Below are 25,127 nucleotides of genomic sequence, written 5' to 3' on the forward strand. Positions count from 1 at the left end.
TTCCCGGATCATCACGGCGGCCGAGGTCGGCACGTGGGGCGAGGAGGACGTGCTGACGGCCCGGGCGGCCGACGTCACGGACGCGGAGGCGGTCCCGCGGCCGGACACGGCCCCCGCCGGATCCGCCGAATCCGCCGGAGGCTCACGCAGGCTGTCCGAACAGCTCTCGCAGCACGTCCTCCATGGTCACCAGGCCGGCCAGCCGGCCGTCGTCGCCGAGGACCGCCGCGAGATGGGTGCGGCTGCCGCGCATCGCGGTGAGCACGTCGTCCAGCGGGGTCCGCTCCCGTACGCGCGCGATGGGCCGCATGTCCCGCAGCCGGAACGGCACGTCCCGCGGCGAGGCGTCCAGCGCGTCCTTGACGTGCAGATACCCCACGATCCGGCGGCCCACGTCGACCACCGGGAACCGCGAGAAGCCCGAGTCGGCCGACAGCCGCTCCAGCTGCTCCGGGGTGACGCCCATGTGCGCGTACACCACCCGTTTCAGCGGTACCACGACATCCCGCACCGGCCGGCTGCCCAGCTCCAGGGCATCGTGCAGCCGCTCCTGCGCCCGGTCGTCGATCAGTCCCGCCTGGCTGGCGTCCTTGACGATCTCGGCGAGTTCGGCGTCCGTGAAGGTGGCCGCGACCTCGTCCTTCGCCTCGACCCTGAGCAGCTTCAGCAGGCCGTTCGCGAAGGCGTTGACCGTGAAGATCACCGGGCGCAGTGCCCGGGACAGCGTGACCAGCGGCGGGCCGAGCAGCAGCGCGCTGCGCACCGGTTCGGCGAGCGCGATGTTCTTCGGGACCATTTCGCCCATCAGCATGTGCAGATACGTCGCCAGGGTCAGCGCGATCACGAAGGACACCGCGTGACCCGCGCTGACGGGCACGCCGAGGGCGTGGAACACCGGCTCCAGCAGATGCGCGATCGCCGGCTCGGCGACCACACCCAGGACCAGCGTGCACAGCGTGATGCCGAGCTGGGCGGCGGCAAGGAGCGCGGAGACGTGTTCCAGGCCCCACAGCACGCTCCTCGCGCGCCGGTCGCCCTCCTGGGCGAGCGGCTCGACCTGCGAGCGGCGCACGGAGATCAGCGCGAACTCGGCGCCGACGAAGAAGGCGTTGACGACGAGGGTCGCCAGACCGATCAGCAGCTGTACGGCGGTCATCGCGCCCCCTCCGCGGTCTCGTGGGCCTGCTCGTCGTCCAGCGGCGCGTGCAGCAGCACCCGCGCCGCCCGGCGGCCCGTGGCGTCCACCACGTCCAGCCGCCAGCCCGCGACCTGGACCGTGTCCCCGGTCACCGGTATCCGGCCCAGCAGGGTCGCGACCAGGCCCGCCAGGGTCTCGTACGGCCCCTCGGGCATCCGCAGCCCCACGCGTGCGAGCTGGTCGGTGCGGGCATAGCCGTCGGCCGAGTACAGGGCGCGGCCCTGCTCGTCCGCGCCGGCGGGGGCGAGGTCGGGCGTCTCGTGCGGGTCGTGCTCGTCCCGCACCTCGCCGACGACCTCCTCGACGATGTCCTCCAGGGTCGCCACGCCGGCCGTACCGCCGTACTCGTCGATGACGACGGCCATGGTGCGTTTGCCGCCGAGCCGGTCCAGCAGCCGGTCGACGGTCAGGGACTCGGGGACCATCAGTGGTTCGCGCATCACCTGGGAGACGCGGCGGTGGCGGCGCTGCTCGGCCGGCACGGCCAGGACGTCCTTGATGTGGGCGACGCCGACGACCGAGTCCAGGCTGCCCCGGTACACCGGGAACCGGGACAGTCCGGTGGCCCGGGTCGCGTTCGCCACGTCCGCGCAGGTCGCCTGGGCTTCGAGGGCGATGACCTGGACGCGCGGGGTCATCACGTTCTCCGCCGTCAGGTCGGCCAGGTTCAGCGTCCGCACGAACAGTTCGGCGGTGTCCGGCTCCAGTGCGCCCTGCTTGGCGGAGTGCCGGGCGAGTGCCGCCAGCTCCTGCGGGCCGCGCGCCGAGGCCAGTTCCTCGGCGGGCTCGATGCCGAACCGGCGCACCACACGGTTGGCCGTGTTGTTCAGGTGCGTGATGAAGGGCCGGAAGACCGCACTGAACCAGCGCTGCGGGTTGCCGACCCGCTTGGCCATGGTCAGCGGGGCTGAGATCGCCCAGTTCTTCGGCACCAGCTCGCCGACGACCATCAGGAACACCGTCGACAGGGCCGTACCGAGCACCAGCGCCGCCGAACTCGCCGTACCGGCGGAGAGGCCCATCGCCCGGAACGGGCCGGCCAGCAGTTTGGCGATCGACGGCTCGGCGAGCATACCGACGACCAGGTTGGTGACGGTGATGCCGAGCTGGGCGCCGGACAGCTGGAAGGTCAGGTTCCGTGCGGCCTTCAGGGCACCCGAGGCGCCGCGCTCGCCGCGCGCGGCGGCCCGCTCCAGCTCGCCGCGCTCCACCGTGGTCAGCGAGAACTCCGCCGCCACGAAGGCGCCGCAGGCCAGCGAGAGCAGGATGGCCACAAGAAGGAGCAGCACTTCGGTCATCGGGTCACCCCCGTCCCAGGATCGGACAGGGCGCGACGGGATGCGCGGTGGCGCGGACCGGGAGGCTCGCCCATGGGCGGACGCTCACTACCTTTCATAGAGGCCGAGTGCTCCCTCCATGGTAAAGGATGGGCAAAGAGAGCTCGGTGTCTCAGTCGGTGAGCGGCTTCACCCAGCGCCGCCAGTGCTCCTGCGGGCCGTAACCGGCGGCGCCCCAGGCGTGGTGCGCGGTCTCGTTGCGGACCAGCACCATCGCGTCCGCGCGCCGCCCGCCGAGCCGGACGAACCGCTCCTCGGCGGCGCCCAGCAGCGCCGAGGCGATGCCCTGCCGGCGCCGCTCCGGATGCACCGCGAGCCGGTACAGATGGCAGCGCCAGCCGTCGAAGCCGGCGATCACCGTGCCCACCAGCTCGCCGCCCAGCTCGGCGAGGATCAGCGCCTCGGGGTCACGGGCCATCAGCCGCTCCACCCCGTCCCGGTCGTCGCTGATGCTGGTGCCCTCGGCGGCCGTCTTCCAGAAGGCGAGCACGGCGTCGAGATCGTCATGAAGAGCAGGACGTATCCGCAGGTCGGTCATGTGCTGATCGCATCACCGGAGATGGGTCCGGCGCGGGGATTTCCATCATGCGGACTCCTCGCGCAGCCGTGCCATCACCGGCGCGAAGGCCTCCATGTACGGCTCCAGCACGGTCAGATAGGAGAAGCCGAACCGCTCGCGCTGCGCCCGCACCCGCGCCACGAGTTCCTCCAGCGAGCCGGCCAGCACGATGGGCAGGGCCAGCGCGGCGTCCAGGGTCAGCTGCGGCTGCCGTTCCAGCAGCGGCTTCAGCACGGGCTCCGGATCGTCGGTGACCGCCACGAGCTGGATGAGCAGATTCAGTTCCGCCGGTTCCGCCCGGCCCGCCGCAAGCCCCTGGTAGCGCGCCACCCGCTCGTCCAGCTCTTCGGCGGTGAGCGGTTCCAGCGATCCCGGGGCGGAGCCCGGCCGGGCTCCGGTGAAGGCCGCGATGTCCGCGTGCTCGGCGGTCAGCCGCAGCATCCGGTCGCCGTTGGCACCGATCAGCAGCGGCACCCGGGACCGGGGGAGTTCGCCGGACGCCGGCAGCCGGCCGAGTTCCGCCACCGTGTGCCGGAGATGGTCGACCCGCTCGCCCGGTGAGCCGTACGGCAGCCCCGCCGTCTCGTGCTCGGCCGGCACATACCCGGTGCCCAGTCCGAGTTCGAGGCGCCCGCCGGTGAGCGCGTCCGTGGTCGCCACCTCGCGGGCCAGCAGGGCCGGGTTGTAGAACCCCGCGTTGAGCACGAACGTGCCGAGCCGGGGCCTGCGCGTCGCCTCGGCCGCCGCGACCAGTGCCGGGAACGGAGCGGGCATCCCGAGGTGATCGGGGACGAGGATCACGTCGTAGCCCAGCTCCTCGGCGCGCCGGCACTTCGCGCGCCACTCGGCGGCGGGCGCGGGCGTGAGCAGATTGACCCCGAAGCGGAACGGATGTGACATCAACTCTCCCCGTTGGCAGGCGCTTTGGGCTACGCCCGCGATTCCATCACTCGTGGGCGATCGCCGCCAGCACGTTCAATCGCGACGCGCGCAGCGCAGGCAGCAGGGCCGCCACCACGCCCACCACCGCCGAGCCGATCACGACGGCGACGATCGTGCTCCAGGGGAACGCCAGCGCCGTCAGCCCGCGCAGGGCCAGCACCTGCTGCATGCACACGCCCCACACGAGCCCCAGCGCCAGCCCGAGGACCGCGCCGAACACCGCGATCACCACCGACTCCAGCCGGATCATCCGGCGCAACTGCCGCCGCCCCAGCCCGATCGCCCGCAACAGCCCGATCTCCCGGGTACGCTCCACCACCGACAGGGCGAGGGTGTTGACCACACCGAGCACGGCGATGACGATCGCCAGCCCGAGCAGCGCGTACACCAGATAGAGCAGGACGGCGATCTGATCGTGGACGAGCTGCTTGTAGTCGGTCTGGTTGCGCACCTGGACCTGCGGGAACGGCCTCAGCGCCCGTTCCAGCCGGGGGCGCAGGTCCTGGGGTTCGGTGCCCTTGGCCGCGTTGACGTAGAGCGCGGAGTCCTGCGCGTCCGGCGCGTACCTCTCCAGGGTGGCGAGGCCGAAGTAGAGGCCGCCCTGGGCGCCGAAACCCTCGGCCGTCTCCTGTTTGGTGAGTGCGGAGACGGTCAGCCCGGTGTGCCGCCCGCCAGGGAAGTCGACCGGGAGGACGCTGCCGACGCGCACCCCGTGGTCCCGGGCGAAGGCGGCGTCCATGGCGAGGTGCCCGTCCGCCAGGGCGGCCCGTGAACCGCCCTGTGCGTAGGTGATGTGCACGACGTCGTCGAGCCGGGAGTCGTACGCGGCGGCGGCCGTCGTGACCCGGTCGCCGTTCGGCAGCCGTACGGCGACCTGGGTGAGCCGCTGCTGCACGACGAGCCCGACGCCGCGGGTGTGGGCCACGGTGTCCCGCACCTGCTTGGTGAACGGGGTGAAGTTGGAGTTCTGGACGATGAAGTCGGCGCCGAGCGTCTTGTCGATCTGCCGGTCGAAGGAAGCGGACATCGAGGCGCTCGCCACCGACATCCCGCCGACCAGGGCCAGGCCCACCATGAGCGCCGCGGCGGTGGCGCCCGTACGACGCGGGTTGCGCAGGGCGTTGCGCTGGCTCATCAGGCCGACCGGGCCGAACAGCGCGGGGAAGGCCGCGCCCAGCACCCGGATCACCGGCCGCACCAGCAGCGGACCGGCGACCACGGTCGCGATCAGGGTCAGGGCCACGCCGAGACCGAGCAGCGAGGCCGCCTGCGCGGTCTTCGTGGCCACCGCGCACCCGGCCAGCGCCGCCGCGCCGACCGCCCCGATCACCGCACCGACGACCGCCCGGGTCCGCAACGGCTTGCCGACACCGGCGACTTCGGCGTCCACAAGGGCCGCCATCGGTGAGACGGCCGCCGCACGCCGCGCGGGCAGATAGGCGGCCACGAACGTGACGCCGAGACCGACGACGTACGCCGCGACGGGCGTGCCCCAGCCGATGACCATCTCCGTGGCCTTCAGGTTCATCCCGAACGCGCTCATCAGCCGGATCAGCGCCAGCGCCAGTCCGATCCCGGCCGCGAGGCCGAGCGTGGAACCGACCAGCCCGAGCAGCAGCGCCTCCGTGAGCACCGAGCGCCGCACCTGGCGCCGGTCCGCGCCGAGGGCCCGCAGCAGGCCCAGTTCGCGGGTGCGCTGGGCGATCAGCATGGAGAAGGTGTTGACGATGAGGAACACGCCGACGAGCAGGGCGACACCGGCGAAGCCCAGCATCACGTACTTGATCACGTCCAGGAACGTGCCGAGGCTGGCCGCCGCCGACTTGGCCTGCTCGTTCGCGGTCTTGAGGTCGTACGTGCCGGTGCCGATCGCCCGCCCGACCCGCTGCTTGAGCTCCGGGTCGGACACCCCCTTGGCCGCGTCCACCGCGATGCTGGTCGCCCGGGCGGGGGAACCGAGCAGTTCGCGGCCCGCCACCGCCGGATCCAGGAAGACCAGGGCCGCGCCGGGGTTGGTGGTGGTGAACGTGGCGATGCCGACGACCCGCACCCGGAACATGCCCGGCTGTGCCTGCACGGTCAGCGTGTCGTCGATGCCCACGTGCTTCTTGCGCGCCGTGTCGGCGTCCAGCAGCGCCTCACCCGCCCCGTGCGGGGCATGGCCGGAGGTGAGCTTCACGGGACTGCGTTGGGTGACGTACCAGGCCATCGCGATGGTCGGGGCGCCGGTGGTCGGGCCGACGGACTTGTTGTGGCTGTCGACCACGACGGCGTTCTGCACCGACACCTCGGCGCGTGCCGCCGCGACCCCGTCGACCCGCGCCACGCGGTCCCGCAGCGCCGCAGGCAGCGTCTGCACCGAACCGCTCACCCGGGCCGACCTGAGGTCCAGCTGTTTCGGCTGGACCGTCACATCGGCGGCGGTGGAGGCGAACAGCCGGTCGAACGTACGCGTGACGGTGTCGGAGAAGATCAGACTGCCCGCGACGAACGCCACGGACAGGATCACGGCCAGCGCGGACAGCGCGAGCCGTCCCTTGTGCGCGAGGAAACTCCTCAGGGTCGCCTTGAGCACCCGGTCAGTCCTCTCCGACGGTGCCGGCGCCGCCGTCGCCGAGCCGCTCCCGGACCACGTCGAAACGCTTCATGCGTTCCAGTACGGCGTCCGCCGTCGGCCGTTCCATGTCGTCCACAATGCGCCCGTCGGCCAGGAACAGCACCAGGTCGGAGTGGGCGGCGGCGCCGGGGTCGTGGGTGACCATGACGACCGTCTGCCCGAGATCGTCCACGGCGCCGCGCAGAAAGCCCAGCACCTCGAGGCCGGCCCGCGAGTCGAGGTTGCCGGTCGGCTCGTCGGCGAAGATCAGCTCCGGCCGGGAGGCCAGCGCCCGCGCACACGCGACCCGCTGCTGCTGACCGCCGGAGAGCTGGGCGGGCCGGTGCGTGAGGCGGTCGCGCAGACCGAGTGTGTCGATGACCTGGTCCAGCCACCGCGGATCGGGCCTGCGGCCCGCGATGTCCATGGGCAGGGTGATGTTCTCGGCGGCGGTCAGCGTCGGAATGAGGTTGAACGACTGGAACATGAACCCGATCCGGTCCCGCCTGAGCTGGGTCAGCTCCCGGTCCCGCAGCCCGGTGATCTCGGTGCCGCCCAGCCACACCTGACCCGCCGACACCGTGTCGAGCCCCGCCAGACAGTGCATCAGCGTGGACTTCCCGGACCCCGATGGCCCCATCACGGCGGTGAAACGGCCGCGCGCGATGTCCACGTCCACCGAGTCCAGGGCGATGACGGCCGTCTCGCCGGAGCCGTACGCCTTGGTCAGCCCGCGGGCGCGGGCCGCGACGGCGCCGTCCGGCGCGTGCTGCGCAGCAGCTGTGGGTGTGGACAAGACCGCCTCCCGGTCGCCTGAACCGCCCGTCCCGGGCGAGCGTAGGCGACAAGCCGACCCGGCGCACCGGTTCCGCACGCCCTTGCTTTGCTAGCACCTCGGCGCTAGCGTCGAAGCATGGCGAAGACCCAGCTGAACGTGCGCGTGGACGAGGGCACCGCCCGCGCGGCCCGCGAACGCGCCCTGGCCCGCGGTATCAGCGTCAACCGCTACATCGAAGAGCTGGTCAGACAGGACACCGGGGAGGCCGGCCGTACGTTCGTCGAGGCCGCCGCCGACTTCATGAAGCAGTACGAGTCCGTGTTCGCCGAGGAGTTCACCGAGACCCGCGGCACCGGTGTCGGGGACGGCCGCTGATCCCTTGAACGAGCTCAGCATCGACCTCGCCTGGCTGCTCATGCTCGCCGAACAGCGCACCCCCGGGGACCCGCAGGTCACCGACTGGGGCGCGCTCATCGCCGCCGTCGCGCGGCACCGCGCCGACATATTCGGCGTGCCCGTCTACGACGACCCGCACGCCCGTGCCGCCTCCCTGCTCCAGCTGCTGATCCATGTGCCGGCGCTGGAGCGCTCCAACGCGCTGTTCGCCTCGGCGGTCGCCTATGCGTACCTGGTCGCCAGCGGGGTGAAGGTGGTCACCACGGCCGAGCAGGTGCGGGACCTCGCCCGGCTGGTGAAGGAGGGCGCGGCCGGCGTCGACGACATCGCGCGCGAGCTGCGCGGCTGGAGCCTGTGATGCCGGTCAGCGCATATCGGGCTCGTCCGGCCGCCAGGCGACGCCGAGCGCGCAGTACGAGGACGGCAGTGCCGGACCCTTCTCCGGCATCATCACCCGACGCTGCGGGCCGAGCGTGAACCCGGCCTCGCGCAGCGCGGCCACCGGCCGCCGGGACAGATGGCAGCCGCCGGTCAGCGCCGGCCACAGCGTCCGGTCCAGCGTGCGCTGGCTCAGTCGCATCACCCGGCCGCCGCCCTGGCCGTGCTCGAAGAACCGGACCTGGCCGCCCGGTTTGAGCACGCGCCGTACCTCGCTCAGCGCCCGTGGCACGTCCCGCACGCTGCACAGGACCAGCGACAGCACGGCCGCGTCGAAGGCTTCGCTCTTGACCGGCAGCGCCTCCGCCGCGCCCGGCACCACGTCGACCGGAATCTCGGCACGCAGGGCCGATTCCAGTGCCAACTGCCTGAGAAGCGGCTCCGGTTCGATCGCGACGACCTCGGCGACGGTACCGGGGTAGTGCGCGAAGTTCAGTCCATTGCCCGCGCCGATCTCGATCACCCGCCCGGACAGCCCGGCGAGCAGCCGCTCCCGTATCCCGGCCATGCCCAGCCGGGTCTCGGCGCTCACGCTGAAGCGGGCGTAGTAACGGGCGAACAGGGGATGGTGGACGGGACTCCGCGTCAGGGTGTCGGAGCCGGAGGACAGCAGCCGCATGGCGACCTCCCGGAACTGGACGACCTAGGAGGAGCTTCCCCCGTACGACGCCTGTCGCACCCTCGGCGACAGCCCCCACACCCACGAGGCTCCGCCCCGAACCCCACCAGGGGCTCCACCCCTGGACCCCACCTCGCCCACCCAGACTGCGGCGCTTCCCGGACCCGGGCCCACCCCTGAACGTCAGTCCGGCTGCGGCGCTTTCCAGACCTGGGCCCACCTCTGAACGTCAGCCCGGCCGCGGCGCTTTCCAGACCCGGGCACCCCTGAGCGTCAGTCCGGCTGCGGTGTCTCCCGGACCTTGGCCCTCCCCTGGACATCAGCCAGCCGCCGCGGTGCCACCCGGGCCCCGCCCCTGTAGATGAGCCCGGCTGCGGCGTTTCCCGGACCTGGGCGCACCCCTGAGCGTCAGTCCGGCTGCGGTGTCTCCCGGACCTTGGCCCTCCCCTGGACATCAGCCAGCCGCCGCGGTGCCACCCAGGCCCCGCCCCTGTAGATGAGCCCGGCTGCGGCGTTTCCCGGACCTGGGCCCACCCCTGAGCGTCAGTCCGGCTGCGGCGCTTTCCAGACCTGGGCCCACCCCCGTGGATCAGCCCGGCTGCGGCGCTTGACGGACGCGGGCGCACCCCTGAATGTCACCCCGGCTGCGGTGCCTCCCAGCCCCGGGTCGACCGCCGAACATCACCCCGGCTGCGGTGCCTCCCGGACCCGGAACGCCTCCGTGTCCCAGGTCCCGTCCAGGCGGGGTGCCAGCCAGGTCGGTGCCGTCGTGCGGAAGTCGGCCGGTGGCAGGGCGCCCGCCCCGGAGGGGATTGCGCCGAGGAGGGGGGCTTTCGCGACCTCCGGGAGGTCGGCCACGTTGCAGCGGGACGCGAGGTCGGGGGAGTCGGGCCAGCTGCCGATCACCACGCCGGCCAACTCCAGGTCTCGGCGCCGTAGTTCGAGCGCCGTCAGCTCGGTGGTGTTGAGGGTGCCCAGACCCGCGTGGGCGACCACCAGCACCGGTGCGCCGAGCAACCCGGCCGCGTCGGCCAGGGTGCCGCCGGCCGCGTCGAAGCGGACGAGCAGTCCGCCCGCCCCCTCGAGCAGCACCAGATCGTGCTCGGCGGCCAGCTTGGCCGCCCGGTCGGCCACCTCGTGCGGGTGGACGGGGGCCATGCCCGCCCGTCGGGCCGCCGTGCCCGGCGCCAACGGCTCGGGGTAGCGGGCCAGTTCGGCGGTCGTGACCGGGCCCGCCAGCCGCGCGACCTCGTCGGCGTCCCCGCGCTCGTCCGGCCGTACACCCGTCTGCGCGGCCTTCAGCACGGCCACCGAGCGCCCGGCCGCGAGCGCCGTGGCGGCGACGGCGGCGGTGGTGACGGTCTTGCCGACCTCCGTGCCCGTGCCCGTGATCACCAGTACCGGCATGTCATCCCTCCCGCGCCGCGGCGCACACCGCGCGCGCGATCCTCGCCACGTCCTCGTTCGAGGTGATGTACGGCGGCATCGTGTAGATCAGGTCGCGGAAGGGGCGCAGCCAGACCCCCTCCCGGACGGCGGCCGCGGTCGCCGCGGCCATGTCCACCTCGTGGTCGAGCTGGACGACGCCGATCGCCCCGAGGACCCGGACATCGTGGACGCCCGGCAGCTCACGAGCGGGCGTGAGGCCTTCCCACAGGCCCGCCTCGATCCGTTTGACCTCCGCCCGCCAGTCCTGTGCCAGGAGCAGTTCGATGGAGGCGCAGGCCACGGCCGCGGCCAGCGGGTTGCCCATGAACGTCGGGCCGTGCGCCAGCACGGGCACCTCGCCCCGCGAGATGCCGTCGGCGATCCGCGCGGTGCACAGCGTGGCCGCCAGCGTCAGATAGCCGCCGGTCAGCGCCTTGCCCACGCACATGACATCCGGGGTGACGCCCGCGTGCTCCGCCGCGAACAGCGCGCCGGTACGGCCGAAGCCGGTGGCGATCTCGTCGAACACCAGCAGGACGTCGTGTGCGTCGCACGCCTCGCGCAGCACCCGCAGATAGGCAGGGGAGTGGAAGCGCATGCCGCCCGCGCCCTGCACGACCGGCTCCACGATCACCGCGGCCAGCTCGTCCGCGTGTCGGGCGATCAGTTCGCGCAGATGGACGGCGTACGACTCCTCGTACTCCGTCGGCGGTGCGTCCGCGAAGATCTGGCGCGGCAGCACACCCGACCAGAGCGCGTGCATCCCGCCCTCCGGGTCGCACACCGACATCGGGTTCCAGGTGTCGCCGTGGTAGCCGCCCCGCCAGGTCAGCAGCCGCTGCTTGCCGGGCCGGCCGAGCGAGCGCCAGTACTGCAGGCACATCTTCACCGCGACCTCGACCGACACCGAGCCGGAGTCGGCGAGGAAGACGTGTTCCAGGCCATTGGGTGACATGTCGACAAGGTGCTTCGCCAGCCGTACCGCCGGCTCGTGCGTCAGCCCGCCGAACATCACATGGCTCATCCGGCCGAGCTGGTCGTGCGCCGCCTCGTTGAGGACCGGGTGGTTGTAGCCGTGGATCGCCGACCACCACGACGACATGCCGTCCACCAACTCGCCCGAGCCGTCGGCCAGCCGCAGCCGGACCCCGCTCGCCGACTCCACGACGAGCGGTTCGACACGGCCGGGCATCGGACCGTACGGATGCCACACATGCCGTCGGTCCAGCTCCAGCAGCTCGGGCACGGTCAGGTCGGGCAGGTCGGGCAGATCAGGCATTGGGCGCGAGGTCCGTTCCGGCGCCCCGGCGGCGGACGGCGACGAGGTCGGTGCGCGCCTCCTGTGCGGTCGGCGCGGCCGCCGTACCGCAGGCCTCGCCGCTCTCGTGCGAGCCGCAGCCCTCGTGCGAGCCGCACACCGAGCCGCAGCCGGACCCGGCCTCGACCCGGTGTTCCGGCAGTGTCACCTCGCCGGCGCCCTCCACCTCGAAACCGGCGTCCGCGATCATCTCCAGGTCGGCCTTGCCGGCCTGGCCCTCGCTGGTCAGGTAGTCGCCGAGGAAGATGGAGTTGGCCAGGTGCAGCGCGAGCGGCTGCATCGAGCGCAGATGGACCTCGCGGCCGCCCGCGATCCGGACCTCCACGTCCGGGCAGACGAACCGGACCATCGCGAGGATCCGCAGACAGCGCTGCGGGGTGAGGTTCCACTCCTTGGCCAGCGGGGTGCCCTCGAACGGGATGAGGAAGTTCACCGGCACCGAGTCCGGATCCAGTTCGCGCAGCGAGAAGACCACGTCGACCAGGTCGTCGTCGCTCTCGCCCATGCCCGCGATCAGACCGGAGCAGGCGGACAGACCGGCCGCGTGCGCCTTCTGCACCGTGTCCACCCGGTCGGCGTACGTGTGCGTGGTCGTGATGTCCGCGTACGTCCCCTCGGACGTGTTGAGGTTGTGGTTGTAGGCGTCCGCGCCCGCCTCGCGCAGCCGCTCGGCCTGGCCGTCGGAGAGCAGACCGAGGCAGGCGCACACCTCGACGTGCTCGTTCTGCTCCTTGATGGTCCGGATGGTCTCCGAGACCCGGTCCACGTCACGGTCCGTCGGGCCGCGCCCGCTGGCCACCAGACAGACCCGCTTGGCGCCTCCCGCGAGGCCCGCGGCGGCCGCCTGGGAGGCCTCGTCGGGCTTGAGCCAGGTGTACTTCAGGATGTCGGCCTTGGAGCCGAGCCGCTGGGAGCAGTAGGAGCAGTCCTCCGGACACAGGCCCGACTTGAGGTTCACCAGATAGTTCAGTTTCACCCGTCGCCCGAACCAGTGGCGGCGCACCTTTCCGGCCGCGGCCACCACATCGAGTACGTCGTCGTCGGAGGTGGCCAGAACGGCGAGCGCTTCCTCGCGGGTCGGCAGCTCGCGCCGAAGCCCCTTGTCCACCAGCGTGTTCAGCAGGTCCATGAGGCCTGATCCTGTCCTACGGGACCGCCTGGGGCCAAGGAGAGTTTGCACAACGGAGACGGTTCACCGTGTGGGTATTGCCACACCCTGGGCGGCTGCTCGTGCCGCTAGGGTCTGTCCGCTACCTACAAAAGCCCCGGAGGACCCATGGCGTTCGGCTGGATCGACGAGCAGGCCGAGGCGCGCCGCCGCGCCGGACTCGTCCGCACCCTGCGTCCGCGCCCCGCCGACTCGCCCCTGCTGGACCTGGCGAGCAACGACTACCTCGGCCTCGCCCATCACCCCGAGGTCACCGAAGGGGCCGCCCGGGCGGCCCGGACCTGGGGCGGCGGGTCCACCGGCTCCCGGCTCGTCACCGGCACCACCGAGCTGCACACCGAGCTGGAGCGCGAGCTGGCCGAATTCTGCGGTTTCGAGGCGGCGCTGGTCTTCTCCTCCGGGTACGCCGCCAACCTGGCCGCGGTCACCGCGCTCGGGCCGCACGGCTCGCTGATCGTCTCCGACGCCGGCAACCACGCCTCCCTCATCGACGGCTGCCGGCTCGCCCGGGGCGAGCGGCAGGTCGTCGGACACGCCGACCCCGAGGCGGTGCGCAAGGCGCTGGCCACTCATCAGGGGCCGGCGATCGTCGTGTCCGACACCGTGTTCTCGGTGGACGGCGACCGGGCGCCGCTGGCCGAGCTGGCGGAGGCGTGCCGGGAGCACGGCGCGGGACTGGTCGTGGACGACGCGCACGGGCTCGGGGTGCTGGGCAACGGCGGCCGGGGCGCGCCGTACGCGGCCGGTCTCGCGGGCGCCGCGGACGTGGTGGTCACGGCCACCCTGTCCAAGTCGCTGGGCAGCCAGGGCGGAGTGGTGCTCGGCCCGGATCGGGTGATCGACCATCTGGTCAACGCCGCCCGGACCTTCATCTTCGACACGGGCCTTGCCCCGGCGGCGGCCGGCGCGGCGCTCGCCGCACTGCGGCTGCTCGTCCGCGAACCGGAGCGTGCGGCGCGCGCCCGTGCGGTGGCCGCGGAACTACACGCACGGCTGACCGCCGCGGGTCTGGAAGCGGTGCGTCCGGACGCCGCGGTGGTCTCCGTGCGGGCTCCGTCCCCGGAGCAGGCGGTGCGCTGGGCGGCCGACTGCCGTACCGCGGGGCTGGCCGTGGGCTGCTTCCGTCCTCCTTCCGTGCCCGACGGCATCTCGCGGCTGCGGCTGACCGCACGCGCGGACCTGTCCGGGGCCGAGATCGAACGCGCTGTACGGGTGATCGGCGAAACGCGACCATGAGTCGGCGTGACACGGCCGTGCTTCGCGCGAGTCGTCCTCGCGGGGGGCGTCTACGGATCGGGTTCGTCTACGGGTCGGGTTCGTCTACGGGTCGGGTTCGTCTTCGGGTCAGAGGGCGGTGAGGAAGCCGGCCCAGCTCTCGGCGAAGAAGAGCAGCGCGGGTCCGGCCGGGTCCTTGGAGTCGCGCACGGCGAGCAGTCCGGCCCCGGGGCCGGAGCGCGGCCGGGCCGTCTCCACGCAGTTGTTGGCTCCCGTGCTGTAGCTGCTGCGCAGCCAGCGCACGTCGTGCAGGTCGGTACTGGCAGGGACGTTCCGAGGCATGGCTGACATGGTGCCTCCTTACGCGCCGTCACCTATCCCGGCGATGTAATCCAACGTGTCCTCAGGTGAAAGGGCGTGCATCCGAAGGGTGTCGAAGGCCTCCGCATAGGCCATGAGGTCTTCTTTCCGCTCCAGGTAGAGGCTACTCGTCAACTGGTCGAGAACAACCACGTCCAGATCAGAAGTGCTCGGAAATGAGAAAATAACGAAAGCTCCGTTGACGCCGACATGCGCTCCGGCGCCGAACGGCAGTACCTGGAGCCGGACTTGAGGCAACCGGGCCGCCTGCATCAGCCGCCGAAGCTGCCGGGCCATCACCTCGGGGCCGCCGACCTCGCGCCGCAGCACCGATTCGTCCAGCACCGCGCTCAGCTCCAGCGGCGGGTCGGCGCGGAGCACGTCCTGCCTGGCCAGCCGCACCTCCACCAGCGCGTCCAGGCCTTCCTCGTCCAGGTCCGTGACGGCCGCCCGGGTCACCGCGCGGGCGTACTCGGGCGTCTGCAGCAGGCCGGGTACGACCGTGGTCTCCAGGGTGCGCATCGTGCTCGCCTGCGACTCCAGGCTGATGAAGTCCCGGTACGCGGGCGGCAGCACCCCGCGGTAGGCGTGCCACCAGCGGTGCCGGTCGCCCGTGTCCTCGGAGCCCGCCAGCATCAGCAGCAGCTCGCGCAGTTGCCCGTCCCGCACCTCGTAGGCGTCGAGCAGTAGCCGCACATCGGCTGGTTTCACACCGCTGGCACCGGTCTCGATACGGCTGACCTTCGACTGGTGCCAGCCGACCAGCCGGGCCGCCTCACCGCTCGTGAGCCCAGCACCGGCGCGCAGCGTGCGCAGTTCGGCGCCCAGTTTGCGGCGGCGCACTGCCGGCCCGTTCTGCATGGGCTCCTCCTTACTCCTTCCGGGCCGCCCAAATACGGTTTCGCGTCGTAGAGTTCACCGCTTCGAGCGACAGATATATGCACATCTTGGTGGATGGCTCCCCGTGACCGGCCCCGTGATGGCAGGCTGACGAGCAAGCACCAGTCCGGGACCGTACTCGAACCATCCGGCTCCGTGTCGGACTGCGGTCCCGTGGGAAAGGGACGACGTCGCCATGGCAGACCATCTGGAAGCATCCGTCACTCTGCCGAGCGATCCCGCTTCGGTCTCCGCCGCCCGCACGTATGTCGTGGGCACGCTCGCGGAGTGGGGCCTGCCGTCGGACACCGACGTAGCTGACACCGTGCGGCTCATCGTCTCCGAACTCGCCACAAATGCCGTACAGCACACCTTCGGTCAATCACCCACCTTCACGGTTGACATCGCCCTGGACCGCGACGAACACCTTCGCATCGGTGTCACCGACAGTCATCCGCGCTTTCCGAAGAGGCTGCCCGCCGCCGTCCAGCAGGACAACGGCCGCGGCATGGTCATCATCCGCTGGCTCACCGCGGAGTGCGGCGGCAAACTCCGCGTCCGCCCCACCCGAGAGGGCGGCAAGACGGTCTCCATCGAACTCCCCTGGATCGTCCCGGCCGAGCCGGTCCCGGCGGCCCCACAGGAGCCGTAGCCCCCCGGGCGGGGGTGCTGTGCGGGGGGAACATGGGTGACGAGGGGTGCGGGGCGATGAGAGTTTGGGAACGTTCTCAGGACGCGGAGGGCGTCCGCGGCCGGTGTGGATGCCGTGCGGGCCACCATCTCGGGGACGACGGCCACGCCATGCCCGGCGCCGACGAGGAGGCAGACCACGGCGTATCCGGGTGTCGAGACCGGCACGGCTGGTGTGGCGCAGGGCCCCGAGGCGGACCGCCGTGGCACATCACTGCGCCGGCCCCGGGCCGCCCGTGGGCTCCAGGCGAGCACCGGGATGGCGCTGACGGGGCTGGGAGCGGCCCTGCTGCTGGAGCCGCTCCAGCCCTGACGGCGGGTCAGCTGACCCGGCCGTACCAGACGCTCTTGGTCCAGAGCTTCTGGAGCCGTACCACGTCCCCCGTCCTCGGCGCGTGCCAGATCTTGCCGTGCCCGGCGTAGATGCCGACGTGGTAGACGTAGGAACCATAGTGGAAGAACACCAGGTCACCGGCCTGGCGGCGGCCGGCGGAGATGTGGTGCGTCTTGTTGTACTGCTGGGCGGCGGTACGCGGCAGGGTCTTGCCCGCCTTCTTGAACGCATAGAGCGTCAGCCCCGAGCAGTCGAACCTGCGCGGTCCGGTGGCCCCGTACTGGTATGGGGCCCCCTGCTTGGAGGCCGCGACCTGCAGTGCTTTTGCCGCGAGAGTCGCGGCCGAGGCATCGGGGGCGAGGCCGGGGACCGCGATCGAGCCGCCGACGGCGGCGAGGGTGAGGGCCGAGGCCGTACCGGCCCGGGCCATGAGCGACGGGACACGATTGAGCGCAGTCATGCGCAACCCTTCGTCAGCCGCCTGTGAAGGATGACCTGTCGGATTCGGGCTGGCGAAGTTGCCCGGCCGCGTTGCCGCGGCTTCACCCCAAGGGCTGCTCGGAACCTCAGACCGTCTGCGACGAGCAGACGAACATCCGTACCGGCGACCCGTCTTGCTTGGGTCCTCCACTCCTGCCGATCCACTCCTGTCGACCGGTCGTCCGGGCGGCGGCAGGACTCGGCGTCCGCCCGGACCGCCCCGCCGCGGTGGCGGGGGCTTGTCGTCGGACGGGATCTTCGCTCACACCGGTCCGAAAATCCCAATGCATCCGTGGATTTGTGGCGTTACTCACCACTCACCCGTTCGGGTGTCGCGTGGGATGTTCGAGACATCGTCAGATCCCGTGCGTAGCGCCCGACCTGGGGCTATGCGCTTTTCCGCGAACGACGAACCGGCGTGGAACGCAAGTCGGGAGGCCCGGAGAACGATTCGGATATACACCGGTCGGCGGTACGCCGTTCGGCCCGTTTCAAGTCCCGTACGGACGGCGCCGGTCGACGACCGCATCCCGTCCGGCTGGTCCGGCGTCCGGATCAGCCGACGCCGTCGGGCGGGAGCGCGACGCGCGCGGTACGGCGTTCACCGTCCAGCACCCGCAAAGCCCGTGCCAGCGTGTCCCCGTGCAGCTCCGCCTCGCCCCGCCGGTGCATCAACGCGAGGGCGTCGCGCAGCTCTGCGGCCTTGCGCACCAGGGCCTGAGCGGCGCGCAGCCCGCGATAGGTGTCCCCGCCGTGCGCCGGGTTGACGCGGCCCAGCAGGTCGGCGGCTTCCAGGTAACGGTCGATCAGCTCTCCCTCGGCCCGCGTCAGTCCGGGCAGCGGCGGCAGGTCCGGCAGCATCGGCGGCTCACCTCGCGTCCGGTGCGCCGGGGGTGCTCCGCCGACTGGGCACGACGGCGTCCACCAGCCCGTAGGTCACCGCCGCGGGGGCGTCCAGGACCAGGTCCCGCTCCAGGTCGCGGTGCACCTCTTCGGCCGTGCGCCCGGTGTGCCGTACCAGGATCTCCTCCGTCAGCGCGCGGACCCGGGTCAACTCCTCGGCCTGGATGAGCAGGTCGCTGGGCCGGCCCTGCACCGGTTCGGCGAGCTGGGGCTGGGAGAGGACCATGCGGGCGCCGGGCAGGGTGAACCGCTTGCCCGGCGTGCCGGCTGCGAGCAGCAGCGCGGCGTGGGAGGCGGCCTGGCCCAGGCAGTACGTGGCCACGTCACAGCTGACGTAGCGCATCGTGTCGTAGACCGCCGTCAGCGCACTGAACGAACCGCCGGGCGAGTTGACGTACAGCGTGATGTCGCGGTCCGGGGCCGCGTGTTCGAGGTGCATGAACTGCGCCATCACGTCATTCGCGGCCGCGTCGTCCAGCGCGGTCCCGAGGAAGACGATCCGGTCCTCGAACAGCTTGCCGTAGGGATCGAGCGTGCGGGCGCCGTTGCTGGTGCGCTCGGTGAACTCGGGCAGGACATGACGGGCGAACGCTCGGGACATGGGACACCCCTTCTCGTCGCACGGGCCTCCGACGGCCTCGGCTTCTGTAAAAAATGTACAGGACGTACGTGACGTAAGGTTGGGGTATGGCGTACGAGATTCCGGTGACGCAAGCCAGGGCTGAGCTCGCCGACCTGATCAACCGCGTGGTGTACGGCGGTGAGCGCGTCGTCGTGACGCGGCACGGCAAGCCGCTGGTCGCGCTGGTGTCGGCCGCCGATCTGGAACGGCTGGACGCCCTGGAGGAGCCGGCCGAGGAGCAGATCGTCCGCTCGGTCTCGGGTGTCCGCGAGGCCGGTTCCGCCGCGCGCGAACAGCAGCGGTTCGGGATCGCCGCCGAACATCGTGGCCCCGGCATGGCCGCCGAGCATCGCGGCCCGGGCGGGTCCTGACCCGGGCGGGTATCGGGGGTCCCATCGGGCGGTCAGCTGTGGATCAAAGTCTGGTTAACGTCGCTGAAACTCCGGCGTTCTAGCCTGCCGATCCACGCCATCAGGGGTTTTTCTGCCTGGATTGAGGACGATCCGGGGATTTGTCTGCGTGTTACATCTATCCCCGTCGCGATGGCTGCGGAAACCGGACCCCGCACGGTCCGGAGCAAGGACTGTGAGGTGGGACGTGCAACTGACCCCGCACGAGCAAGAGAGGCTGCTGATCCATGTGGCAGCCGATGTGGCCGAGAAGCGCAGGGCCCGCGGGCTCAAGCTCAACCACCCGGAAGCGGTCGCCCTCATCACGTCGCACATCCTCGAAGGCGCGCGTGACGGCCGTACGGTCGCCGAACTCATGTCCTCCGGTCGCAAGCTCCTCACCAGGGACGACGTCATGGTGGGGGTCCCCGAGATGATCCACGACGTCCAGGTCGAGGCCACCTTCCCGGACGGCACCAAGCTCGTCACCGTCCACGACCCGATCATCTGAAGGGGCCCGCGATGATTCCCGGAGAGATCCTGTTCGCGGACGACCCGGTCGTCTTCAACGAGGGCCGTGAGGTCACCCGGCTCACCGTCCTCAACGCCGCCGACCGGCCGGTCCAGGTCGGCTCCCACTACCACTTCGCCGAGGCCAACCCCGGCCTGGAGTTCGACCGAGCCGCCGCCCGCGGCAAACGCCTGAACGTCGCCGCCGGCACCGCCGTGCGCTTCGAGCCCGGCATCCCCGTCGACGTCGAGCTCGTCGCCCTCGCCGGCGCCCGGATCGTGCCGGGGCTGCGCGGGGAGACCGGAGGTCCCCTCGATGCCTGAGATCTCGCGCGGCGCCTACGCCGACCTGTTCGGCCCCACCGCCGGTGACCGCATCCGGCTCGCCGACACCGATCTGCTGATCGAGATCGAGGAGGACCGCTCCGGCGGACCCGGCGGCTCCGGCGACGAGGCGGTGTTCGGCGGCGGCAAGGTCATCCGCGAGTCCATGGGCCAGTCCCGTGCCACCCGCGCCGACGGCACCCCCGACACCGTGATCACCGGTGCCGTCATCGTCGACCACTGGGGCATCGTCAAGGCCGACGTCGGCATCCGCGACGGCCGCATCACTGCGATCGGCAAGGCCGGCAACCCGGACACCATGGACGGCGTCCACCCCGACCTGGTCGTCGGTCCCGAGACCGAGATCATCGCGGGCAACGGGCGGATCCTCACCGCCGGTGCCATCGACGCGCACGTCCACTTCATCTGCCCCCAGATCGCCGACGAGGCGCTGGCCTCCGGCATCACCACCCTGGTCGGCGGAGGCACCGGACCCGCCGAGGGCTCCAAGGCCACCACCGTCACGCCCGGACCCTGGCACCTCGCCCGGATGTTCGAGGCGATGGAGGCCTACCCGGTCAACATCGGCTTCCTCGGCAAGGGCAACACCGTCTCGCACGAGGCGATGCTCTCCCAGATCCGGGGCGGCGCGGCCGGCCTGAAGCTGCACGAGGACTGGGGCTCGACCCCGGCCGTCATCGACGCCGCGCTGACCGTGGCGGACCGGACCGGCATCCAGGTCGCCATCCACACGGACACTCTGAACGAGGCCGGTTTCGTGGGCGACACCCTCGCCGCGATCGGGGGCCGGGGCATCCACTCGTACCACACCGAGGGCGCCGGCGGCGGGCACGCGCCCGACATCATGACCGTGGTCTCACAGCCCAACGTGCTGCCCAGCTCCACCAACCCGACCCGGCCGTACACCGTCAACACCGCCGAGGAACACCTCGACATGCTGATGGTGTGCCACCACCTCAACCCCGCCGTCCCCGAGGACCTGGCGTTCGCCGAGTCCCGCATCCGGCCGTCCACCATCGGCGCGGAGGACGTCCTGCACGACCTCGGCGCGATCTCGATCATCTCCTCCGACTCCCAGGCCATGGGGCGGGTCGGCGAGGTCGTTCTGCGGACCTGGCAGACCGCCCATGTGATGAAGCGCAGGCGCGGGGCACTGCCCGGTGACGGCCGCGCGGACAACCACCGCGTACGTCGATATGTCGCCAAGTACACGATCAACCCCGCGCTCGCCCAGGGCCTCGCCACCGAGATCGGCTCCGTCGAGTCCGGCAAGCTCGCCGACCTCGTGCTGTGGGAGCCGGCGTTCTTCGGGGTCAAGCCGCAGCTCGTGCTCAAGGGCGGGCAGATCGCCTACGCGCAGATGGGTGACGCCAACGCGTCCATCCCCACCCCACAGCCGATCCTGCCCCGCCCGATGTACGGCGCGATCGGCCGGGCTCCGGCCGCCAACTCGGTCAACTTCGTGGCCCCGTTGGCGATCGAGGACGGGCTGCCGGAGCGGCTCGGGCTCGGCAAGCGGTTCGTGGCGATCGCGTCCACGCGTGCGGTGACCAAGGCCGACATGCGCGAGAACGACGCCCGGCCCGATGTCCGGATCGACCCCGACAGCTTCGCCGTGCACATCGACGGCGAACTGGTGGAGGCCACCCCGGCGGCCGAACTGCCCATGGCCCAGCGCTACTTCCTCTTCTGATGGTGTCGTGATGTCACGGGCAGCACTTCTCGTCCTGGCCGACGGCCGCTTCCCCGCCGGAGGGCACGCGCACTCCGGCGGGGCGGAGGCCGCCGTCAAGGCGGGCCGGATCACCTCCGCCGCGGGCCTGGAGGACTTCTGCCGGGGCCGGCTGCACACCGCCGGGCTGGTCGCCGGTGCGCTTGCGGCCGCCGCCGTGCTCGGCGTGGATCCCGGGGAGCTGGACGCGGCGGCGGACGCCCGGACACCGTCGCCCGCCCTGCGGACCGCCGCGCGAAGGCTCGGGCGGCAGCTGATGCGGGCGGCACGGGCCAGCTGGCCGTCGGCCGAACTCGACGCGCTGGCCGGGCGGTTCCCGAAGGGCGCGCACCAGCCGGTGGTCCTCGGCGTTGCCGCGCGGTCGGCCGGGCTGGGGCCTGACGACGCGGCGTACTGCGCGGCGTACGAGAGCGTGAGCGGGCCGGCGACGGCCACGGTACGGCTCTTGAGTCTCGACCCGTTCGATGCGACCGGTGTGCTGGCCCGGCTCGCGCCGGAACTGGACCGCGTCGCGGATGCGGCGGTGGAGGCGGCGCGGAAGGTGCTCGACGAGGGCGCCGACGCGTTGCCGGCCGCGTCGGGGCCCTTGCTGGAGGTCGGTGCGGAGTGGCATGCGGCCTGGCCGGTTCGGCTGTTCGCCTCCTGAGCCAGGCGCCGGACCCCACACAACGTGTCAGACATTGGAGCCGTACATGCACCTCGACCACACCCACTCCGGCGGCGCCGCCCTCAGCGCGGACGCGCGCCGTCCCGACGGTTCGCGCCGTGCCCTGCGCATCGGCCTCGGCGGGCCCGTCGGGTCCGGGAAGACCGCGACCGTCGCCGCGCTCTGCCGGGCCCTGCGCGACGAGCTGTCGCTGGCCGTCGTCACCAACGACATCTACACCCGTGAGGACGCCGAGTTCCTGCTCCGGGAGGCCGTGCTGCCGCCCGAGCGGATCACGGCCGTGGAGACCGGCGCCTGCCCGCACACCGCGATCCGCGACGACATCTCCGCCAACCTCGAAGCGGTGGAGGACCTGGAGGACGCGGTCGGCCCGCTGGACCTGATCCTCGTCGAGTCCGGCGGCGACAACCTCACCGCGACCTTCTCCAAGGGACTCGTGGACGCGCAGATCTTCGTGATCGACGTGGCCGGCGGCGACGACATCCCGCGCAAGGGCGGCCCCGGTGTCACCACCGCGGACCTGCTCGTCGTCAACAAGACCGACCTCGCCCCGCATGTCGGCTCCGACCTCGCCCGGATGGCCGCCGACGCCAAGACCCAGCGGGGCGAACTCCCCGTGGTCTTCCAGTCGTTGCGCGCCGATCGAGGCGTCGCGGAGGTGGCCGCCTGGGTGCGCGAGCGGCTCGCCGCGTGGACGGCATGACGGCCACCGGGGTCCGGGCGGACGCGCGGATCGTGGCCCGCGCCGACGGCCGCGGCGGCACGGCGCTGCCCGTACTGGACAGCGACGGCCCGCTGGCCCTGCGCCGCACCCGGTCCAGCGGCCGCGAGGCGAGGGTCATGGTCGTCGGCGCGATGAGCGGCCCGCTCGGCGGCGACCGCTTCTCGCTCACGGCGAGCGTGGCGGAGGGCGCCCGGCTGCACGTCGGCTCGGCCGCCGCCACCCTCGCCCTCCCCGGCCAGGCCAAGGGCGAGGCCCGCTACGACGTACGGCTCGACGTGGCCGACGACGCCGAACTGCACTGGCTCCCCGAGCAGTTGATCTCGGCCCGCGGCAGCGACCTGCACATCACCACCCGCGCCGAACTCGCCGCCGGCGCCCGGCTCGTGCTGCGCGAGGAGCAGGTGCTCGGGCGGACGGGAGAGGAACCCGGGCGGCTCACCAGCAGGCTCACCGTGCGGATCGCGGGCCGTGTGGTGCTGGACCAGGAGCTGTCCTGCGGACCCGGCGCGCCCGGCGGCTGGGACGGACCGGCGGTACTGGCGGGGCATCGCGTCGTGGGTCAACTTGTCGTCGTACGGCCGGAGTTCAACCGGCAGCCAGCCGAGCCGCGGATGCTGGACGAGTGTGCGGCCCTGATACCCCTGGCCGGTCCGGCAGCACTGGTCAGTGCCCTGGCACCGGACGCACTGCGGCTGCGGCGGGTCCTGGACGAGGCGCTGACCTACCTCGGCTGAAGTACGCGCCCCCCAACCGAACATGACCATCCGTTTATCGGATTGGTAAAGATGGCAGGCGCCCCCTGTTCTCAGACGGCTCACAGCCGAGAGGATCCCCCGAACTGACCACTCGCAGCGATCCTGATGTAGGGGGAGGGGCCCACTTGAGGGACAACAGACCGAAGAGCCGCCTGCTGGCACTCGGTTCGGCGGGAGCGCTCGTCACCGCCACCCTGATCGCCGGTGCCGTCTCGGCGCCCGCGGCCAGCGCCGCCGGTCGGCCCGGCCCGGACCGGGAGGCCAAGGGCGCCGAGATTGCCGCCGCCCGCGCCGCCAAGGCCGGCATCGACTGGCAGGACTGCCCGGCGGACTGGGGGCTGGAGAAGCCCATCCAGTGCGGCTGGGTGAGCGTGCCGCTCGACTACGCGCACCCGTACGGCAAGCAGATCAAGCTCGCCGTCGACCACATCGGCAACACGGGGACCAAAGAGGAGCGCCAGGGCGCCCTCGTCTACAACCCGGGCGGTCCCGGTGGCTCCGGCCTGCGCTTCCCGCGCCGGGTCACCACCAAGAACCCCGTCTGGGCGAACGTCGCCAAGGCCTACGACTTCGTCGGCTTCGACCCGCGCGGCGTCGGCCACTCCGCGCCCATCTCCTGCGAGGACCCGCAGGAGTTCGTGAAGGCGCCGAAGATGGACCCGGTGCCGGACACCGAGGCGGACGAGACCGCGCAGCGCAAACTGGCCCATGAGTACGCGGACGGCTGCCTGGAGCGCACCGGCCGGGCGATGCTCCAGCAGATGACCACGCCGAACACCGCCCGCGACCTGGACGTGATCCGCGCCGCCCTGGGCGAGAAGAAGCTCAACTACCTCGGCGTCTCCTACGGCACCTACCTCGGCGCCGTCTACGGCACCCTCTTCCCGGGCCACCTGCGCCGCATGATCGTCGACAGTGTGGTCAACCCAGCCCGCGAGAACATCTGGTACCAGGCCAACCTGAACCAGGACATCGCCTTCGAGGGCCGCTGGCGGGACTGGGAGGACTGGGTCGCCGCGAACGACGCCGCCTTCCACCTCGGCACCACCCGCGACGCCGTCCAGGCCAAGTGGCTCCAACTGCGCGCCACCGCCAAGAAGAACCCCATCGGCGGGGTCGTCGGCCCGGCCGAGCTGATCTCCTTCTTCCAGAGCGCGCCGTACTACGACTCCTCGTGGGTGCCGGTCGCCACGGTGTTCAGCAAGTACGTCGCCGGCGACACCCAGGCACTGGTCGCCGCCGCCGCCCCCGACATGTCGAACACGGCCGGCAACATCTCCGCCGAGAACGGCAACGCCGTCTACACGGCCGTCGAGTGCACCGACGCCAAGTGGCCCACCAGCTGGCAGAAGTGGGACCGGGACAACACCGAGCTCAACAAGAGCTACCCGTTCATGACCTGGGCCAACGCCTGGATGAACCTGCCCTGCGCCACCTGGCCGGTCAAGCAGCAGACCCCGGTCGACGTGCGGACCCACAAGGATCTGCCACAGGTGCTGATCGTGCAGTCCACGCGGGACGCGGCCACCCCTTACGAGGGTGCCGTCGAACTGCACAAGCGGTTCCAGGGCTCGCGGCTGATCACCGAGAAGGACGCGGGCTCCCACGGTGTGACCGGCCTGGTCAACCCCTGCATCAACCAGCGCGTCGACGCCTACCTGGTCGACGGCAAGCTGGACGGCGCGGACGTGACCTGCAACCCGCACGCCACGCCCAAGCCGTGATCCGGATCGCACGGTGACGAG

The 25,127-nt window shown here is 71.7% G+C and carries 28 protein-coding genes; 13 read left to right on the forward strand and 15 right to left on the reverse strand.

Going from position 1 to position 25,127, the window contains the following annotated elements:
• Positions 1-142 precede the first annotated feature (142 nt).
• From ACWCQS_RS23255 to ACWCQS_RS23280, 6 genes are all read right to left on the reverse strand, one after another.
• The gene (locus tag ACWCQS_RS23255; RefSeq protein WP_451006213.1) at positions 143-1,156 is read right to left on the reverse strand and encodes a hemolysin family protein; all 1,014 of its coding nucleotides are present in this window, start codon (positions 1,154-1,156) and stop codon (positions 143-145) included.
• Positions 1,153-2,496, reverse strand: a complete 1,344-nt coding sequence (locus ACWCQS_RS23260) for a hemolysin family protein (RefSeq protein WP_451006214.1) — start codon at positions 2,494-2,496, stop codon at positions 1,153-1,155. The genes ACWCQS_RS23255 and ACWCQS_RS23260 overlap by 4 nt, the downstream gene beginning before the upstream one ends.
• 151 nt (positions 2,497-2,647) lie before the next feature.
• Positions 2,648-3,073, reverse strand: coding sequence for a GNAT family N-acetyltransferase (locus tag ACWCQS_RS23265; protein WP_451006215.1), 426 nt, complete (start codon positions 3,071-3,073; stop codon positions 2,648-2,650).
• A gap of 45 nt (positions 3,074-3,118) precedes the next feature.
• Positions 3,119-3,994, reverse strand: a complete 876-nt coding sequence (locus ACWCQS_RS23270; RefSeq protein ID WP_451006216.1) for an LLM class F420-dependent oxidoreductase — start codon at positions 3,992-3,994, stop codon at positions 3,119-3,121.
• Positions 3,995-4,040: 46 nt separating this feature from the next.
• Complete coding sequence (locus ACWCQS_RS23275; protein WP_451006217.1) at positions 4,041-6,611, reverse strand: ABC transporter permease; 2,571 nt, start codon at positions 6,609-6,611, stop codon at positions 4,041-4,043.
• A gap of 4 nt (positions 6,612-6,615) precedes the next feature.
• Positions 6,616-7,428: an ABC transporter ATP-binding protein gene (locus ACWCQS_RS23280; protein WP_451006218.1), complete on the reverse strand. Its 813-nt coding sequence runs from the start codon at positions 7,426-7,428 to the stop codon at positions 6,616-6,618.
• 117 nt (positions 7,429-7,545) lie between these two features.
• Here ACWCQS_RS23280 and ACWCQS_RS23285 point away from each other — a divergent pair, with 117 nt between their 5' ends.
• Together ACWCQS_RS23285 and ACWCQS_RS23290 are read left to right on the forward strand one after the other, a co-directional pair.
• Entirely contained in the window at positions 7,546-7,785 is a 240-nt protein-coding gene (locus tag ACWCQS_RS23285; RefSeq protein ID WP_388632714.1) for a toxin-antitoxin system HicB family antitoxin, read from the forward strand.
• 4 nt (positions 7,786-7,789) lie between these two features.
• Positions 7,790-8,164, forward strand: a complete 375-nt coding sequence (locus ACWCQS_RS23290) for a fic family toxin-antitoxin system, toxin component (protein ID WP_450986277.1) — start codon at positions 7,790-7,792, stop codon at positions 8,162-8,164.
• A gap of 6 nt (positions 8,165-8,170) precedes the next feature.
• On the opposite strand, the gene ACWCQS_RS23295 is transcribed toward ACWCQS_RS23290, so the two are convergent.
• The 4 genes from ACWCQS_RS23295 to bioB form a co-directional block, all read right to left on the reverse strand.
• Entirely contained in the window at positions 8,171-8,863 is a 693-nt protein-coding gene (locus ACWCQS_RS23295; protein ID WP_451006219.1) for a class I SAM-dependent methyltransferase, read from the reverse strand.
• A 681-nt stretch (positions 8,864-9,544) separates the two neighbouring features.
• On the reverse strand, positions 9,545-10,270 hold the full coding sequence (bioD, locus tag ACWCQS_RS23300) for a dethiobiotin synthase (RefSeq protein ID WP_451006220.1): 726 nt from the start codon (positions 10,268-10,270) through the stop codon (positions 9,545-9,547).
• A gap of 1 nt (position 10,271) precedes the next feature.
• Positions 10,272-11,570: an adenosylmethionine--8-amino-7-oxononanoate transaminase gene (locus ACWCQS_RS23305; RefSeq protein ID WP_451006221.1), complete on the reverse strand. Its 1,299-nt coding sequence runs from the start codon at positions 11,568-11,570 to the stop codon at positions 10,272-10,274.
• Complete coding sequence (gene bioB, locus ACWCQS_RS23310) at positions 11,563-12,738, reverse strand: biotin synthase BioB (RefSeq protein WP_451006222.1); 1,176 nt, start codon at positions 12,736-12,738, stop codon at positions 11,563-11,565. Before bioB ends, ACWCQS_RS23305 begins: the two co-directional genes overlap by 8 nt.
• 147 nt (positions 12,739-12,885) lie before the next feature.
• On the opposite strand from bioB, the gene ACWCQS_RS23315 reads away from it, so the two are divergent.
• Entirely contained in the window at positions 12,886-14,013 is a 1,128-nt protein-coding gene (locus ACWCQS_RS23315) for an 8-amino-7-oxononanoate synthase (protein WP_451006223.1), read from the forward strand.
• A 108-nt stretch (positions 14,014-14,121) separates the two neighbouring features.
• Here the strand turns inward: ACWCQS_RS23315 and ACWCQS_RS23320 are convergent, their stop codons facing one another.
• Both ACWCQS_RS23320 and ACWCQS_RS23325 read right to left on the reverse strand, forming a co-directional pair.
• The gene (locus ACWCQS_RS23320; protein ID WP_451006224.1) at positions 14,122-14,343 is read right to left on the reverse strand and encodes a DUF397 domain-containing protein; all 222 of its coding nucleotides are present in this window, start codon (positions 14,341-14,343) and stop codon (positions 14,122-14,124) included.
• A gap of 9 nt (positions 14,344-14,352) precedes the next feature.
• Positions 14,353-15,213, reverse strand: coding sequence for a helix-turn-helix domain-containing protein (locus tag ACWCQS_RS23325; protein ID WP_451006225.1), 861 nt, complete (start codon positions 15,211-15,213; stop codon positions 14,353-14,355).
• Between the two features lie 214 nt (positions 15,214-15,427).
• Here ACWCQS_RS23325 and ACWCQS_RS23330 point away from each other — a divergent pair, with 214 nt between their 5' ends.
• Together ACWCQS_RS23330 and ACWCQS_RS23335 are read left to right on the forward strand one after the other, a co-directional pair.
• Positions 15,428-15,883 (forward strand): ATP-binding protein, encoded by a 456-nt coding sequence (locus tag ACWCQS_RS23330; RefSeq protein ID WP_451006226.1) that lies wholly within the window; start codon positions 15,428-15,430, stop codon positions 15,881-15,883.
• A 114-nt stretch (positions 15,884-15,997) separates the two neighbouring features.
• Positions 15,998-16,234: a hypothetical protein gene (locus ACWCQS_RS23335; RefSeq protein WP_451006227.1), complete on the forward strand. Its 237-nt coding sequence runs from the start codon at positions 15,998-16,000 to the stop codon at positions 16,232-16,234.
• A 7-nt stretch (positions 16,235-16,241) separates the two neighbouring features.
• Here the strand turns inward: ACWCQS_RS23335 and ACWCQS_RS23340 are convergent, their stop codons facing one another.
• The 3 genes from ACWCQS_RS23340 to ACWCQS_RS23350 form a co-directional block, all read right to left on the reverse strand.
• The gene (locus ACWCQS_RS23340; protein WP_451006228.1) at positions 16,242-16,715 is read right to left on the reverse strand and encodes a C40 family peptidase; all 474 of its coding nucleotides are present in this window, start codon (positions 16,713-16,715) and stop codon (positions 16,242-16,244) included.
• Positions 16,716-17,290: 575 nt separating this feature from the next.
• Complete coding sequence (locus tag ACWCQS_RS23345) at positions 17,291-17,596, reverse strand: hypothetical protein (RefSeq protein WP_451006229.1); 306 nt, start codon at positions 17,594-17,596, stop codon at positions 17,291-17,293.
• A gap of 7 nt (positions 17,597-17,603) precedes the next feature.
• Entirely contained in the window at positions 17,604-18,239 is a 636-nt protein-coding gene (locus ACWCQS_RS23350) for an ATP-dependent Clp protease proteolytic subunit (protein WP_451006230.1), read from the reverse strand.
• Positions 18,240-18,325: 86 nt separating this feature from the next.
• Between ACWCQS_RS23350 and ACWCQS_RS23355 the strand changes: the two genes are divergently transcribed.
• The 8 genes from ACWCQS_RS23355 (at position 18,326) to ACWCQS_RS23390 (ending at position 25,106) form a co-directional block, all read left to right on the forward strand.
• Entirely contained in the window at positions 18,326-18,631 is a 306-nt protein-coding gene (locus ACWCQS_RS23355) for a type II toxin-antitoxin system Phd/YefM family antitoxin (protein ID WP_451006231.1), read from the forward strand.
• 226 nt (positions 18,632-18,857) lie between these two features.
• Positions 18,858-19,160, forward strand: a complete 303-nt coding sequence (locus ACWCQS_RS23360; RefSeq protein ID WP_451006232.1) for an urease subunit gamma — start codon at positions 18,858-18,860, stop codon at positions 19,158-19,160.
• 11 nt (positions 19,161-19,171) lie between these two features.
• Positions 19,172-19,483 (forward strand): urease subunit beta, encoded by a 312-nt coding sequence (locus tag ACWCQS_RS23365; RefSeq protein ID WP_451006233.1) that lies wholly within the window; start codon positions 19,172-19,174, stop codon positions 19,481-19,483.
• Positions 19,476-21,197: an urease subunit alpha gene (locus ACWCQS_RS23370; RefSeq protein ID WP_451006234.1), complete on the forward strand. Its 1,722-nt coding sequence runs from the start codon at positions 19,476-19,478 to the stop codon at positions 21,195-21,197. The genes ACWCQS_RS23365 and ACWCQS_RS23370 overlap by 8 nt, the downstream gene beginning before the upstream one ends.
• 10 nt (positions 21,198-21,207) lie before the next feature.
• Positions 21,208-21,882 (forward strand): urease accessory protein UreF, encoded by a 675-nt coding sequence (locus ACWCQS_RS23375; RefSeq protein ID WP_451006235.1) that lies wholly within the window; start codon positions 21,208-21,210, stop codon positions 21,880-21,882.
• 46 nt (positions 21,883-21,928) lie between these two features.
• The gene (ureG, locus tag ACWCQS_RS23380; protein WP_451006236.1) at positions 21,929-22,606 is read left to right on the forward strand and encodes an urease accessory protein UreG; all 678 of its coding nucleotides are present in this window, start codon (positions 21,929-21,931) and stop codon (positions 22,604-22,606) included.
• Positions 22,603-23,361: an urease accessory protein UreD gene (locus ACWCQS_RS23385; protein ID WP_451006237.1), complete on the forward strand. Its 759-nt coding sequence runs from the start codon at positions 22,603-22,605 to the stop codon at positions 23,359-23,361. The genes ureG and ACWCQS_RS23385 overlap by 4 nt, the downstream gene beginning before the upstream one ends.
• Positions 23,362-23,507: 146 nt before the next feature.
• Positions 23,508-25,106, forward strand: a complete 1,599-nt coding sequence (locus ACWCQS_RS23390; protein ID WP_451006238.1) for an alpha/beta hydrolase — start codon at positions 23,508-23,510, stop codon at positions 25,104-25,106.
• Positions 25,107-25,127 lie beyond the last annotated feature (21 nt).

This window comes from Streptomyces sp. NPDC002076, from assembly GCF_053593835.1.